Source organism: Streptomyces sp. NPDC026673, assembly GCF_040638135.1.
In the GTDB taxonomy this organism is placed as follows: domain Bacteria; phylum Actinomycetota; class Actinomycetes; order Streptomycetales; family Streptomycetaceae; genus Actinacidiphila.
The window spans coordinates 20616-33032 of sequence record NZ_JBEZXR010000055.1; the positions used below are offsets into that span (position 1 = coordinate 20616).

Here is a 12417-nt window from a genome sequence, read left to right on the forward strand (position 1 = left end):
CCGTGCGCGCGGTGTGCGGTCGGCGACTATCTTCGATCGGCGTACGACATTTCGAGGGAGGCAGGCGCGACATGCTGCGGCTGGGCACACGGGAATTCGGCGAGCACGAGCCCGTGATCATGGCGATCGTGAACCGGACGCCGGACTCGTTCTACGACCAGGGCGCCACGTTCACCGACGAACCGGCCCTGGAACGCGTCGAGCGCGCGGTCGCGGAGGGTGCCGCGATCATCGACATCGGCGGGGTGAAGGCCGGTCCCGGCGAGGAGGTCTCGGCGGAGGAGGAGATCCGCAGGACCGCCGACTTCGTCGCCGAGGTGCGGCGGCGCCACCCCGACGTCGTCATCAGCGTCGACACCTGGCGCCACGAGGTCGGCGAGGCGGTCTGCGAGGCCGGTGCGGACCTGCTCAACGACGCCTGGGGCGGGGTCGACCCCCGGCTCGCCGAGGTCGCCGCGAAGCACGGCGTGGGGCTGGTGTGCACCCACGCGGGCGGCGCGCGGCCGCGCACCCGGCCGCACCGGGTGGGCTACGAGGACGTCATGGCCGACATCCTGAAGGTGACGGTGGGCCTCGCCGAGCGGGCGGCGGCCCTGGGGGTGCGGCGGGAGGCGATCCTCATCGACCCGGGGCACGACTTCGGCAAGAACACCCGGCACTCGCTGGAGGCGACGCGGCGGCTGCCGGAGATGACGGCGACCGGCTGGCCGGTACTGGTGTCGCTGTCCAACAAGGACTTCGTGGGCGAGACCCTGGACCGCCCCGTCAAGGAGCGGCTGATCGGCACCCTGGCGACGACGGCCGTCTCGGCGTGGCTGGGCGCGCAGGTGTACCGGGTCCACGAGGTGGCCGAGACCCGGCAGGTGCTGGAGATGGTGGCCTCGATCGCGGGACACCGGCCCCCGGCGGTCGCCCGGCGGGGGCTGGCGTAGCCGCGCCGGTCCGTCAGTCGCCGATCTCCTTCGTCACCAGGGCGACCGCCTCGTCGACGTCGTCCGTGACGTGGAGCAGTTCCAGGTCGACAGGGGACGCCTTGCCGCCGTCCACGACGGTGTCGCGGACCCAGTCGACCAGGCCGCGCCAGTAGGCGGAGCCGAACAGCACGATCGGGAACTGCGTGACCTTGCGGGTCTGCACGAGCGTGAGGGCCTCGAAGAGCTCGTCGAGGGTGCCGAAACCGCCCGGCAGGACGATGAAGCCGGAGGCGTACTTCACGAACATCGTCTTGCGGACGAAGAAGTAGCGGAAGTTCACGCCGATGTCGACGTAGGGGTTGAGCCCCTGCTCGAAGGGGAGCTCGATGCCCAGGCCGACGGAGACCCCGCCGGCCTCGCAGGCGCCGCGGTTGGCCGCCTCCATGGCGCCGGGCCCGCCGCCGGTGATGACGGCGAACCCCGCCTCGGCCAGGGCGCGGCCGATGCGGACGCCGGTCTGATACTCGGGCGAGCCCTCGGACGTGCGGGCGGAGCCGAAGACGCTCACCGCCCTGCCGAGTTCGGCGAGGGCGCCGAAGCCCTCGACGAACTCCGACTGGATGCGCATCACGCGCCACGGGTCGCCGTGGACCCAGTCCGAGGGGCCGCGGGTGTCCAGCAGCCGCTGGTCGGTCGTCGACTTCTGCACCTGGCCCCGGCGCCGTACGACGGGACCGGTGTGGCGCTCGGGCCAGCCGCGCCCCGTGGGGCGGCCCTCCGCGGCGGCCGTCTCGGCGGCGGCCGCCTCCTCCGCGTCCCTGTCCATGTCGCGCTCCTTTCGCTGCCGTCCGGTCAGGGTACGACCGCGTCCACCGGGCGGATCAAGAACGCGCCGCTGAATTGCTCGTTACGCCAGCCAGGCGCGCAGCTTCTCCTCCGCCTCCAGGACGGCGGCGACCGCGACGTGCTCCTCCCGGGTGTGGGCGAGCTTGGGGTCGCCGGGACCGTAGTTGACCGCGGGGACGCCGAGCGCGGAGAAGCGGGCCACGTCCGTCCAGGCGTCCTTGGGCGCCGGCTCGGTGCCGATGGCCTCGACGAAGGCGGCCGCCGCCGGGTGGGACAGGCCCGGCAGGGCGCCGGGGGCGCTGTCGGTGAGCCGCACGTCGAAGCCCTCGAAGACCTCGCGGACGTGGGCGAACGCCTCGGCCTCGGAACGGTCGGGGGCGAAGCGGAAGTTGACGATCACCGCGCAGAAGTCGGGGATGACGTTGCCGGCGTGGCCGCCCTCGATCATGACGGCGTTGAGGCCCTCGCGGTAGGTGAGGCCGTCGATGACCGCCTTCCGCGGCTCGTACGCGGCGAGCCGGGCCAGGACCGGCGCGGCCTTGTGGATGGCGTTGTCGCCCAGCCAGCCGCGCGCGGAGTGGGCGCGGCGGCCGGTGGTCTCCACACGGACCCGCAGCGTCCCCTGGCAGCCGCCCTCCACCCTGGCGTCGGTGGGTTCCAGGAGGACGGCGAAGTCGCCCGCGAGCCACTCCGGGTGGTTCTCGGCGAGGCGCTTGAGGCCGTTGTGCTCCGCCGCGATCTCCTCGGCGTCGTAGAAGACGAAGGTCAGGTCGCGGTTGGGCTCGGGGAGGGTGGCGGCGAGCCGCAGTTGCACGGCGACCCCGGACTTCATGTCGGAGGTGCCGCAGCCCCACAGGACGCCGTCGGCGTCGAGGCGGGAGGGCACGTTCTCGGCGATCGGCACCGTGTCCAGGTGCCCGGCGAGCACGACCCGCTCGGCCCGGCCCAGCCGCGTACGGGCGACCACGGCGTCCCCGTCGCGGTCCACGGTGAGGTGCGGGAGGGCGCGCAGGGCGCTCTCCACGGCGTCGGCCAACGGCTTCTCGGCGAGGCTGACGGAGGGGATGTCGACGAGCTGCGCCGTCACGGCGGCGGCGTCCTGACTGAGATCGAGCACGGGCCGTTCCATGCCGCCGACCCTACCGGGGCACGAAGACGGCTCCTCGGCGCGAGGCTTCGGTACGGTGTGCGCGTGCCGAAGCCACCGTCGACGTCGACGCCCGACGAACGCGCCCCCCGGAAGCGGGGGCGCGCCGCGCGTTTGGCCACCGCCGGCCTGGTGCTGCTGGGGGTCGCGGGGTACGCGGCCCACCACCTGGCCGGTGTCGGCGGCGGGCCGCGGCGGTCTGAGTGCACGGTGACCACGGAGGCCGGCAGCCTGACGCTGGAGCTGCAGCAGGCGGCGAACGCCTCGACGATCGCCGCCGTGGCGACCTCGCGCGGCCTGCCGGAGCGGGCGGTGACGATAGCGCTGGCCACGTCGATGCAGGAGTCGGCGCTGCGCAATCTCGACCACGGCGACCGCGACTCGGTGGGGCTGTTCCAGCAGCGCCCCTCGCAGGGCTGGGGGACCGCCGCGCAGATCATGGACCCGGTGTACTCCTCCAACGAATTCTTCGACGGCCTGGTGAAGATCCCCGGCTATTCCCGGCTCCCGCTCACGGTGGCCGCGCAGAAAGTGCAGAAGAGCGGCTTTCCACAGGCGTACGCCAAGCACGAGGCCGACGCCGCGCTGTTGGCGGGCGCGCTCACCGGCCGGCACGCCGGGGCGCTCACCTGCACGGCGCGGGTGGCCGCGGGGGCGGCCGGCGGGGGCGATCCGGCGAAGGTGCGGGCCCGGCTGGTGCGGGAGTTCGGGGCCGATGTGGCGCCGCGGACCGTCGAGGCGCCCGCGGATCCGGGCGACGGGGCCGGGAAGGACGCCAAGAACGGCTCGGGGAGCACGGGGCCGACGCGGCGCACGGTGGCCGTGCCGTCGGCCCCGGCCGGGAACGAGGCACGCGGCGACCGGCGCCGGCGCGGTTGGGAACTGGCGCAGTGGGCGGTGGCGCACGCCCACGAGCTGAAGGTGGAGAAGGTGTCCTTCGGGGACCGCGAGTGGTCCGCGGGGGCCTCCGACCGGGGTTGGACGGCGGCGAATTCCGCCGCTTCCGGCGATGCCCCGGGCGATGTCAGGATCACCGTCGCGCAATAGTGCGGGCATTCACCCTCAGGCGGGTGATTGATACGCCAAAACCATCAGATGGGAATCCCCTCGGTCGAGGGTGCGAAAAACGCTTCTGATCAAGGGCTGTTACGTTTCGGCGGCACTTCGGACTCCGCCCGAATTGCTCCACTTCAACGCCCCGGGAATCCGGTCGCATTACCAACTCTTTACTCTTGGCGGCCGCAACCTTCGGGCCCCCTCACGCGGTAGTCACGACGTCCGCCCCGCGGACATGTCACGTCGAAACCGTCGTCTCTCCGTAAAAGGAGCACCATGTCTCTCCCCCTCGCGCGTCGGATCGCCCGGGCCGCCCTGCTGGTCGGCGCGGCCGCGGCTCCCCTCATCGGCGCCGGTGCCGGTGCCGCATCCGCCGCCGAGCTGCCGCAGGTCGGCGACCTGGGTGGGCTGACCAACGTGGACAAGGCCCCCGACCTCACCGGCACCGTGAACGGCGTGGCCAAGAAGTCCGGCGCCGTGAAGACCGTGCAGGAGGCGGTGCCCGCGACGACCGGCACCGTGACCGGTCTCACCAAGAGCGCCCAGCCGACCGTCAAGAAGACCGCGACGCAGGCCGCCAAGACCGTCGGTGGCACCGCCACGGAGCTCGGGAAGACCACCAAGGCCGCCGACGGCTCCGGCCTGCCCCTGCAGGGGCTGCCGGGTGGGCTCCCCTCCACCGGCCAACTGCCCCTCCAGGGGCTCCCGATCGGCGGCTGACCCCCCACAGCCGCACCGAAAGGGCCCGGGGAGCGGCGCTCCCCGGGCCCTTTGCACCGCCGTGGCGGCCTCCGAAGCTCAGGGGGTCAGCCGGCGCACCGCGGCCGCCACCCGCTCGTCGGTCGCCGTGAAGGCGATCCGGACGTACCGCTCCCCCGCCGCACCGTAGAAGTCGCCGGGCGCCACGAGGATGCCCTGCTTGGAGAGGTCGGCGACCGTGTCCCAGCAGGACTCGTCACGCGTCGCCCACAGGTAGAGGCTCGCCTCGCTGTGCTCGATGCGGAAGCCCGCTCCCTCGAAGGCCCCCCGCAGGGCCGCCCGCCGCCGCGCGTAGCGCTCGCGCTGGCCGGCGACATGGGCGTCGTCCCCGAGCGCGGCGACCGTGGCGGCCTGCACCGGGGCGGGCGCCATCATGCCGCCGTGCTTGCGGATCTGCAGCAGCTCGCCGAGCACGGCCGGATCGCCCACCAGGAAGGCCGAGCGGTACCCGGCCAGGTTGGAGCGCTTGGACAGCGAGTGGACGGCCACGATGCCCTCGTAGGAGCCGCCGCAGACGTCCGGGTGCAGGACGGAGACCGGATCGGCGTCCCAGCCGAGCTCCAGGTAGCACTCGTCACTGAAGACCAGCACACCGTGCTCGCGCGCCCAGGCGACGGCGCGGGTCAGCTCGTCCTTCGACAGCACCCGACCGGTGGGATTGGAGGGGCTGTTGAGCCACAGCAGCTTCAGCCCGGCCGGGTCGGTCCCGGTCGGATCGTCGTAGACCACCGGCTCGGCGCCCGCCACCCGCGCGCCGACCTCGTACGTCGGGTAGGCGAGCCGCGGGTAGGCCACCTTGTCACCGGCGCCGAGGCCCAGCTGCGTGGGCAGCCAGGCGACCAGCTCCTTGGAACCGACCACCGGCAGCACGTGCGCGTCGGTCAGCCCCACGGCGCCCAGCCGGCGGCCGGCCCAGCCGGTGATGGCCGCGCGCAGTTCGGGCGTCCCCCACACGGTGGGGTATCCGGGGCTGTCCGCCGCCCCGGCCAGGGCCCGCTGGACGATGTGCGGGACCGGATCGACCGGGGTGCCGACCGACAGGTCGACGATGCCACCGGGGTGGGCGGCGGCCGTGGCCTTGTACGGTTCGAGCCGGTCCCACGGGAAGACGGGGAGTCTGGACGAGACTGGCTGCGCCACGCTGGTGCTCACTTTCCGTTCCTCGCAGGCGCGGGGCCTGCCACTGCCTCAAACACGGCGGTCCCGCACGGCGGTGTGCCGTGCGGGACCGCCCACAACTTCCGGGTCACTCGCCCTGCGGCGGCAGGGCGGCGATGAAGGGGTGGTCGCGCTCGATCAGCCCGAGCTTGGAGGCACCACCGGGCGAGCCGAGCTCGTCGAAGAACTCGACGTTCGCCTTGTAGTAGTCCTTCCACTCCTCCGGGGTGTCATCCTCGTAGAAGATGGCCTCCACCGGGCAGACCGGCTCACAGGCTCCGCAGTCGACGCATTCGTCCGGGTGGATGTACAAGGACCGCTGGCCCTCGTAGATGCAGTCGACGGGGCACTCCTCGATGCACGCCTTGTCCTTGACGTCGACACAAGGCTGCGCGATGACGTAGGTCACGCTGTCGTTCCTCCTCGGTAGGGCTGTCTCGCGCGGGAGCGCGGCGTCGTCGATGCCCGCCCCTAGTATCTCCGTTCTTGGGCAGCAGACGAACAGGAGGGGCGGTCATGAGCATGGATTTCACCGCCGGAGGCCGGCTCGAGGTGCGCATAACCCCTTCTGACGTGGGCAAACGCGTTTCGGTGCGGAGGATCACGGAGATCGTCGACGGGCGGCCGGTGTTCGCCGACTCCGTAGGGATTCTCACATCGTGGGACGAAGGGGTGCTTCTTGTCACCCGTCGGGACGGAGAGACCGTCCGCATCGCGGAATCGTCGCTGGTGGCAGGCAAGATCGTGCCCGACGCACCGGCGCGCCGCGGGGCCCGCGCACCCCGCGCGACCGCCCGGGAACTGCAGGAGTCGGCGGCCCGCGGCTGGCCCGCGCAGGAGACCGCCCGGCTCGGCGCGTGGACGCTGCGGGCGGCCGGCGGGTTCACCCGGCGGGCCAACTCCGTGCTGCCGCTCGGTGATCCGGGCGTCCCGCTGACGGAGGCCGCCGCCCGGATCGCCCGCTGGTACGGCCAACGCGGGCTGCCCGCGTACGTCCAGGTCACCACCGGCGGCGAGGACTCCGACGCGTCGCTGGCGGAGGCGCTGGGCGGTCTCGGCTGGACGGCGGAGGGCCACGCGCTGCTGCGCACGGCCGCCCTCGCCCCGATCGCGGACCTGCCGGGCGTCGAGGCCGTACGTCTCTCCCGCGAGGTCGACACGGCGTGGCTCGGCCGCTACCACCGCACGGGTGACCTGGGCGACGAGGCGCTGAAAGTGCTCACCGGCGGCCCCTCGGTGTGGTTCGCCACGGTGCCGGGAGACGGCGGCGAGGAGGACTCCGGGCCCGCGGCGATCGGACGCTGCGTGGTCGACGGCCGGTTCGCCTCCTTCGGCGCCGTCGAGGTGGACCCCGCCCACCGGCGCCGCGGACTGGCCTCGGCCGTGATGGCCGCGCTCGCCCGCAAGGCGCTGGACGAGGGCGCCTCCGGCGCGTACCTGCAGGTGGAGACCGACAACGACGGCGCGCGCGCCCTCTACGACCGCATGGGCTTCACCACGCACCACGCCTACCACTACCGCCGCGGCCCGCAGTCCGCGGGAGGGTGAGCACCGGGGTATGAACGACGCCATCAGGCAGCGCTTCGCCGAGTCCGCCCGCGAGCCGCGCCCCGACCTCGCGCTCCTGTGCCTGCTCATCGGCGCGGAGGCCGATCCGGGCCTCGACGAGGCCGGAATGGACGCGGCCCAGATCGAACTCGACCGCCTCGCGGGTCTCCTCCCGTACGGCCTGAAAAGCCCCGCCGAGTGGGCCGACGCCGCAGCCGAGCTCCTCGGCCGGCGCTGCGGCTTCGGCGGCTCCCCCGCCGACTACCAGCGGCTGGAGTCCTCGCTGCTACACGAGGTGCTGCGGCGGCGACGCGGGCTGCCGATCCTGCTGTCGGTGGTCTGGATGGAGGTCGTACGGCGCGCGGGCGGCCCGGTCCACGGGGTCGCCCTCCCCGGGCACTTCGTGGTGGGCTTCGGCGACCCCGCGGGCGGATTCGTGCTGGCCGATCCCTTCAACGGGGGCCGGAGGCTCGGCGACGAGGACGTACGCCTGCTGGTGGCGGGCGCGACGGGGACCCCCCTGTCCCCGTCGATGCTCACCCCGGCCGATCCGCTGGACATCGTGCTGCGCGTGCTCAACAACATCCGCGCCTGGGCGTCCGCCCGGCCGGAACACCTGGCCGCGCAGCTGTGGTCCGTCGAGCTGGCGCTGCTGCTGCCGCACCATCCGGCGCGGTTGCGCTACGAACACGCACAGCTGCTGGTGCGGAAGGGGGACTTCGCGAACGGCGCGGCCGAGATGGACGCGTACGCGGACGTACTCGCCGACGCGGAGCCGGACGCCGCCGCGGCCGTCCGCCGCCAGGCCCGCGCTGCCCGGGCCCTGCTCAACTGAGGGTGGGGGCGTCGGGCCGGTGGCTTGGCCGTCCCGTCGTCTCGCTCCCTTCGGTCGCACAGCGGCGGGCTGCGGATGGGAGGGTGGCGGTTCGGGGCTTCGTTGCGGTGTGCGGGTGGGTGCGCGGCGGGGGTTCAGGCGCCGGAGCGGGGTGCCTTTCCGGTGGCGGGGGTCTCGTTGCCGTCCGCGCGTAGAGATGGCCGCTTCCACGCCCACCGTTCGTAGTGGGCGCGCCTGCCGTGACCTGCGTCTGCGGCTGATTCGAGGTGCTGATGTGGGGTGGGCGGGACATCGGGCTCGCTTTCGCCGATATGTTCGGCGGAACAGAGCCCGATCTTTGAGCCGGGGGACATCGGGCTCGCTTTCACCGACTATGTCGGCGAAACAGAGCCCGATCTCGACAGACCACCCGCCGAGCCCGGTGCTGTCGGGGAATCACCCGCAGACGCAGGTCACGGCGGGCGCGCCACCCAGGCACGGTGGGCGTGGTCACCGGCCATCTCTACCCGCGGACGGCTCCGAGACCGGCACCCGCGAACAACCGGCCCCGCTCCGGCGCCTGAACCTCAACCGAACATCGGCCCGCACACCGCCGACCAGCCCCAGGCCGCCACCCTCCCCATCCGCAGCCCGCATCTCTGCGACCGAAGGGAGCGAGACGGCGGGACAGCCGACCCACCGGCCCGACGCCCCCGCCCTCCCCCTCCGCAACCCCCACCTACAGCCAGCCGCGCTCCAGGGCGATGCGGACCGCTTCGGCGCGGTTGCGGGCAGCGGTCTTCTGGATGGCGGTGGAGAGGTAGTTGCGGACGGTCCCCTCGGAGAGGTGGAGGCGGCGGGCGATGTCCGCGTTGAGGGACCCGTCGGCCGCCGCGCGCAGCACGTCCCGCTCGCGCGGGGTGAGGGGGTCGGCCCCCTCCGAGAGCGCGGCCGCCGCGAGCGCGGGGTCGATGACCTTCTCCCCGCGCAGCACCCTGCGCACCGCCTCCGCGAGCTCCGCCGCCGGCGCGTCCTTGACCAGGAACGCGTCGGCGCCGGCCTCCATGGCCCGGCGCAGGTAGCCGGGCCGTCCGAACGTGGTCACGATGACGACGCGCACCGCGGGCAGCTCCGCCCGGAGCGCCGCGGCGGCGTCCAGGCCCGTCATCGCGCCGGGCATCTCGATGTCGAGGAGGGCCACCTCCGCGGCGGCGGCGCGGGCCGCCTCGACGACGTCCTCGCCCCGGGCGACCTGCGCGACCACCTCGATGTCGCCCTCAAGCCCCAGCAGCGCGGCCAGGGCCTCGCGCACCATCGACTGGTCCTCCGCCAGCAGCACCCGGATCATGGGCGGCAGCGTAGTCCGCCGGTACGACGGCGCGGAGGGTGAAGCCGTTCCCGGCGGCGGTCTCCAGGCGGCCGCCGGCGAGCAGCAGGCGCTCCTCCAGACCGGTCAGGCCGTTGCCGTGCCGCGTGCCGCCGGGGCCCGGCCCGCGGCCGTCGTCGGCGACGGTGAGCCGTACGGTGCCGTCCTCCTCGGCGACGGAGACCGCGCAGCGGGTGGCGCCGCTGTGCCGGACGACGTTGGTGACGGCCTCGCGCAGGGCCCAGGCCAGCGCGGCCTCGGCCTCGGGGGCGAGGGGGACGGTGACCGTCGCGGGCAGCTCGGCGCGGATGCCGGCGGCCCGCAGGGCGTCTCGGGCGCCGGCCAGCTCGACGGGGAGGGTGGGGCGGCGGTAGCCGCTCACGGCCTCGCGAACGTCGACGAGTGCCTGCCGGCTGACCCGTTCGATGTCGGCGACCTGGGCGGCGGCGGCCTCGGGGCGGCCGGGCAGCATGCGTCCGGCGAGTTCACTCTTGAGGGTGATCAACGACAGCGAGTGCCCGAGCAGGTCGTGCAGGTCGCGGGCGAGCCGCAGCCGTTCCTCGGTGGCGGCGAGCTGGGCGACCGCCGCGCGGGCCTCGCGCAGTTCGCGGGTGGTCCGCACCAACTGGCGCACCCCCGTCATCGCGTAGCCGCCGAGGAAGCAGGGCACGAGCAACGAGACGACCGTGCCCTCGCTCGCCCCGGTGAGCCCGGCGACGGCCGCGAGCACCGCGGTGACCAGCGGGATCGCCCAGCGCGCCTGGCGGCTCGGCAGCACCGCCCCGCAGCCGACGGCGAGGTAGACGAACAGCACGAGGAAGGAGTCGCCGAGGGTGAACGCCATGAGCAGGCCCAGCGCGCCGAGCAGCAGGAGCTGCCCGTAGACCCGGCGCGGCTGGTGTTCGGCGTTGGTCCGGAAGAAGACGATGCCCAGGTAGACGGCGACGAAGACGCCGAGCCCGAGCCAGCCCAGGACGGTCGCGGCGGGTGTGCGGTCGCCCTCGGCGAGGTCGCTGACCGGGGCGCCCAGGTAGAGCATCCACATGGCGACCCAGATCAGCTTGATCAGCGCCTGGCGGCGGTTCTCCGGGGCGCGGCCGATGGCCGTGGTGTCGTCGGCCGCGGCGGTCTCCCGCCACTGGCTGGTTCCGGTGGCCACGTTCCCTCTCCTCTCCGTGCGCCCGCCCGGGGCCTCAGCCCTCCGACGTGTCCTTGCGGTACATCCAAGCGGCTGTCCCGGCGAACACCAGCCCGTAGGCCACGAGCACGGCGATGTCCCGGGCGTGCGGGGCCTGGCCCAGCTCGACGGCCTGGCCGAGCGCCGCGTACGGGCGGGCCGGCAGCAGGTTCGCGATGTCGCGCAGCCAGCCCGGGAAGGAGCTGAACGGCATCCACAGACCGCCCAGCAGGGCGAGCCCGAAGTAGGCGATCATCGCGATGGGCCGGGCCGTCTCCGCCGAGGCGACGTAGCCGATGGCCACGCCGAGGGCGGCGAAGACGAAGCTTCCCGCCCAGCTGGTGAGCAGCACGCCGGCCCACTGCCAGGCGGCCATCCGCACGCCCTTCACGGCGGCTCCCGCGGCCAGGACGAGCACGATGGAGGGAAGGCTGACGGTGGCGGCCGCGGCGACCTTGGCCATGACGTAGCCGCGCCCGGGGAGGGCGGTCAGCCGCAGCTGGCGGACCCAGCCCTTGTCCCGCTCGCGGGCGATCCGCTCGGAGTTGCCCATGAGCACGGCGGTCATGGCGCCGAAGGCGCACATCGCGACCATGTAGTACGGGACGAGCGAGGTGTCCTGGCCCGCCGTCAGGATCATGAAGAGCAGCACGGGGTACAGCACCGAGAAGAACATGAACTTGCGGTTGCGCAGGACGCGCAGGATCTCCAGCCGGGCCAGCGTCCTCATCGCGCCGCCACCTCCTCCTTGGACGACTCCGTGATCGCCAGGAACGCCTGCTCCAGGCCGAGCCCGGCGACCTCCAGGTGCCGGGGGTAGAGCCCGGCCGCGTAGACCGCGTGCACGGTCGCGTCGGCGTCCGTGGACCGGATGCGCACCGTGCGCCCGGTGATCTCCACGTCCGTCACCTGCGGAAGAGCCCGCAGGGCCGGTTCGTCTGCCGGTTCGTCCAGGTCGAAGACGATACGCCGGACTCCGGCCCGCGCCTTGATCTCGGCGGCGGTGCCGTCGGCCAGCAGCCGGCCGCCCTGCAGGACGAGCACCCGGTCGGCGACGGCGTCCGCCTCCTCCAGGTAGTGGGTCGCGAAGAGCACCGTGCGGCCCTGCGCCACCTGGCCGCGCACGGCCTCCCAGAAGGCCTGCCGGGCGGAGACGTCCATGCCGGTCGTCGGCTCGTCCAGGATCAGCAGGTCGCTCGCCCCGGCCGTGGCCAGCGCGAAGCGCACGCGCTGCTCCTGGCCGCCGGAGAGCTTGTTGACCTTGCGGTCGGCGATGGACTCCAGCCCGGCGGCCGCCATCACCTCGGCCACGGGGTGGGCCCGCGGATGCAGGTCGCAGGCGAGCCGTACGATCTCGCGCACGGTGACGTCCTCCATGAGGCCGCCGCTCTGCAGCACGGCCCCGACCCGGCCCTCGGCGATCGCCCGGCGCGGTGTGGTGCCGAAGACCTCGACGCTGCCGGTGTCCGGGGTGCGCAGCCCCAGCAGCAGGTCCAGGGTGGTCGACTTGCCGGCGCCGTTGGGGCCGAGCAGGGCGACGGTCTCACCGGGGTGGAGGGTCAGGCTCAGGTCCTCGACGGCCCGGACCTGACCGAAGCTCTTGCTCACGTGCGTGAACACTGTTGCGGTCAT

At 73.5% G+C, this 12417-nt stretch carries 13 protein-coding genes; 5 read left to right on the forward strand and 8 right to left on the reverse strand.

The genetic code is table 11. The features are described 5' to 3' along the window. Positions 1–71 precede the first annotated feature (71 nt). Entirely contained in the window at positions 72–932 is an 861-nt protein-coding gene (gene folP, locus AB0F62_RS29860) for a dihydropteroate synthase (protein WP_361805969.1), read from the forward strand. A 13-nt stretch (positions 933–945) separates the two neighbouring features. On the opposite strand, the gene AB0F62_RS29865 is transcribed toward folP, so the two are convergent. Both AB0F62_RS29865 and dapE read right to left on the reverse strand, forming a co-directional pair. Further along, positions 946–1740 (reverse strand): TIGR00730 family Rossman fold protein, encoded by a 795-nt coding sequence (locus tag AB0F62_RS29865; RefSeq protein ID WP_361805972.1) that lies wholly within the window; start codon positions 1738–1740, stop codon positions 946–948. Between the two features lie 81 nt (positions 1741–1821). After that, positions 1822–2889 carry a succinyl-diaminopimelate desuccinylase gene (dapE, locus tag AB0F62_RS29870; protein WP_361805975.1) on the reverse strand — a complete coding sequence of 356 codons (1068 nt, stop codon included), beginning with the start codon at positions 2887–2889 and terminating at the stop codon, positions 1822–1824. 63 nt (positions 2890–2952) lie between these two features. On the opposite strand from dapE, the gene AB0F62_RS29875 reads away from it, so the two are divergent. Together AB0F62_RS29875 and AB0F62_RS29880 are read left to right on the forward strand one after the other, a co-directional pair. After that, positions 2953–3954, forward strand: coding sequence for a heavy metal transporter (locus tag AB0F62_RS29875; RefSeq protein ID WP_361805978.1), 1002 nt, complete (start codon positions 2953–2955; stop codon positions 3952–3954). Positions 3955–4239: 285 nt separating this feature from the next. Then, positions 4240–4683, forward strand: a complete 444-nt coding sequence (locus AB0F62_RS29880) for an ATP-binding protein (RefSeq protein ID WP_361805981.1) — start codon at positions 4240–4242, stop codon at positions 4681–4683. Positions 4684–4761: 78 nt separating this feature from the next. On the opposite strand, the gene dapC is transcribed toward AB0F62_RS29880, so the two are convergent. Beyond that, positions 4762–5874: a succinyldiaminopimelate transaminase gene (gene dapC / locus AB0F62_RS29885; RefSeq protein WP_361805984.1), complete on the reverse strand. Its 1113-nt coding sequence runs from the start codon at positions 5872–5874 to the stop codon at positions 4762–4764. A 94-nt stretch (positions 5875–5968) separates the two neighbouring features. Continuing rightward, positions 5969–6289, reverse strand: a complete 321-nt coding sequence (gene fdxA / locus AB0F62_RS29890) for a ferredoxin (protein WP_018561461.1) — start codon at positions 6287–6289, stop codon at positions 5969–5971. A 113-nt stretch (positions 6290–6402) separates the two neighbouring features. Between fdxA and AB0F62_RS29895 the strand changes: the two genes are divergently transcribed. Further along, entirely contained in the window at positions 6403–7428 is a 1026-nt protein-coding gene (locus AB0F62_RS29895) for a GNAT family N-acetyltransferase (RefSeq protein WP_361806064.1), read from the forward strand. 10 nt (positions 7429–7438) lie between these two features. After that, positions 7439–8263 carry a transglutaminase-like domain-containing protein gene (locus AB0F62_RS29900; RefSeq protein WP_361805987.1) on the forward strand — a complete coding sequence of 275 codons (825 nt, stop codon included), beginning with the start codon at positions 7439–7441 and terminating at the stop codon, positions 8261–8263. Between the two features lie 718 nt (positions 8264–8981). Here AB0F62_RS29900 and AB0F62_RS29905 read toward each other — a convergent pair. From AB0F62_RS29905 to AB0F62_RS29920, 4 genes are read right to left on the reverse strand one after another with little or no spacing between them, the layout of a single operon-like run. Further along, positions 8982–9590 carry a response regulator transcription factor gene (locus AB0F62_RS29905; protein WP_361805990.1) on the reverse strand — a complete coding sequence of 203 codons (609 nt, stop codon included), beginning with the start codon at positions 9588–9590 and terminating at the stop codon, positions 8982–8984. Beyond that, positions 9520–10767: a histidine kinase gene (locus AB0F62_RS29910; protein WP_361805993.1), complete on the reverse strand. Its 1248-nt coding sequence runs from the start codon at positions 10765–10767 to the stop codon at positions 9520–9522. The genes AB0F62_RS29905 and AB0F62_RS29910 overlap by 71 nt, the downstream gene beginning before the upstream one ends. A gap of 34 nt (positions 10768–10801) precedes the next feature. After that, entirely contained in the window at positions 10802–11515 is a 714-nt protein-coding gene (locus tag AB0F62_RS29915) for an ABC transporter permease (RefSeq protein WP_361805996.1), read from the reverse strand. Further along, positions 11512–12417 (reverse strand): ABC transporter ATP-binding protein, encoded by a 906-nt coding sequence (locus AB0F62_RS29920; protein WP_361805999.1) that lies wholly within the window; start codon positions 12415–12417, stop codon positions 11512–11514. The genes AB0F62_RS29915 and AB0F62_RS29920 overlap by 4 nt, the downstream gene beginning before the upstream one ends.

What these genes read in the sequence shown, in the direction of transcription:
- dapE (WP_361805975.1), bottom strand. Translation starts at nt 2,889, where the DNA reads ATGGAACGGCCCGTGCTCGATCTCAGTCAGGACGCCGCCGCCGTGACG.
- AB0F62_RS29865 (WP_361805972.1), bottom strand. Translation starts at nt 1,740, where the DNA reads ATGGACAGGGACGCGGAGGAGGCGGCCGCCGCCGAGACGGCCGCCGCG.
- AB0F62_RS29895 (WP_361806064.1), top strand. Translation starts at nt 6,403, where the DNA reads ATGGATTTCACCGCCGGAGGCCGGCTCGAGGTGCGCATAACCCCTTCT.
- AB0F62_RS29880 (WP_361805981.1), top strand. Translation starts at nt 4,240, where the DNA reads ATGTCTCTCCCCCTCGCGCGTCGGATCGCCCGGGCCGCCCTGCTGGTC.
- AB0F62_RS29900 (WP_361805987.1), top strand. Translation starts at nt 7,439, where the DNA reads ATGAACGACGCCATCAGGCAGCGCTTCGCCGAGTCCGCCCGCGAGCCG.
- AB0F62_RS29915 (WP_361805996.1), bottom strand. Translation starts at nt 11,515, where the DNA reads ATGAGGACGCTGGCCCGGCTGGAGATCCTGCGCGTCCTGCGCAACCGC.
- AB0F62_RS29920 (WP_361805999.1), bottom strand. Translation starts at nt 12,417, where the DNA reads ATGACCGCAACAGTGTTCACGCACGTGAGCAAGAGCTTCGGTCAGGTC.
- folP (WP_361805969.1), top strand. Translation starts at nt 72, where the DNA reads ATGCTGCGGCTGGGCACACGGGAATTCGGCGAGCACGAGCCCGTGATC.
- AB0F62_RS29905 (WP_361805990.1), bottom strand. Translation starts at nt 9,590, where the DNA reads ATGATCCGGGTGCTGCTGGCGGAGGACCAGTCGATGGTGCGCGAGGCC.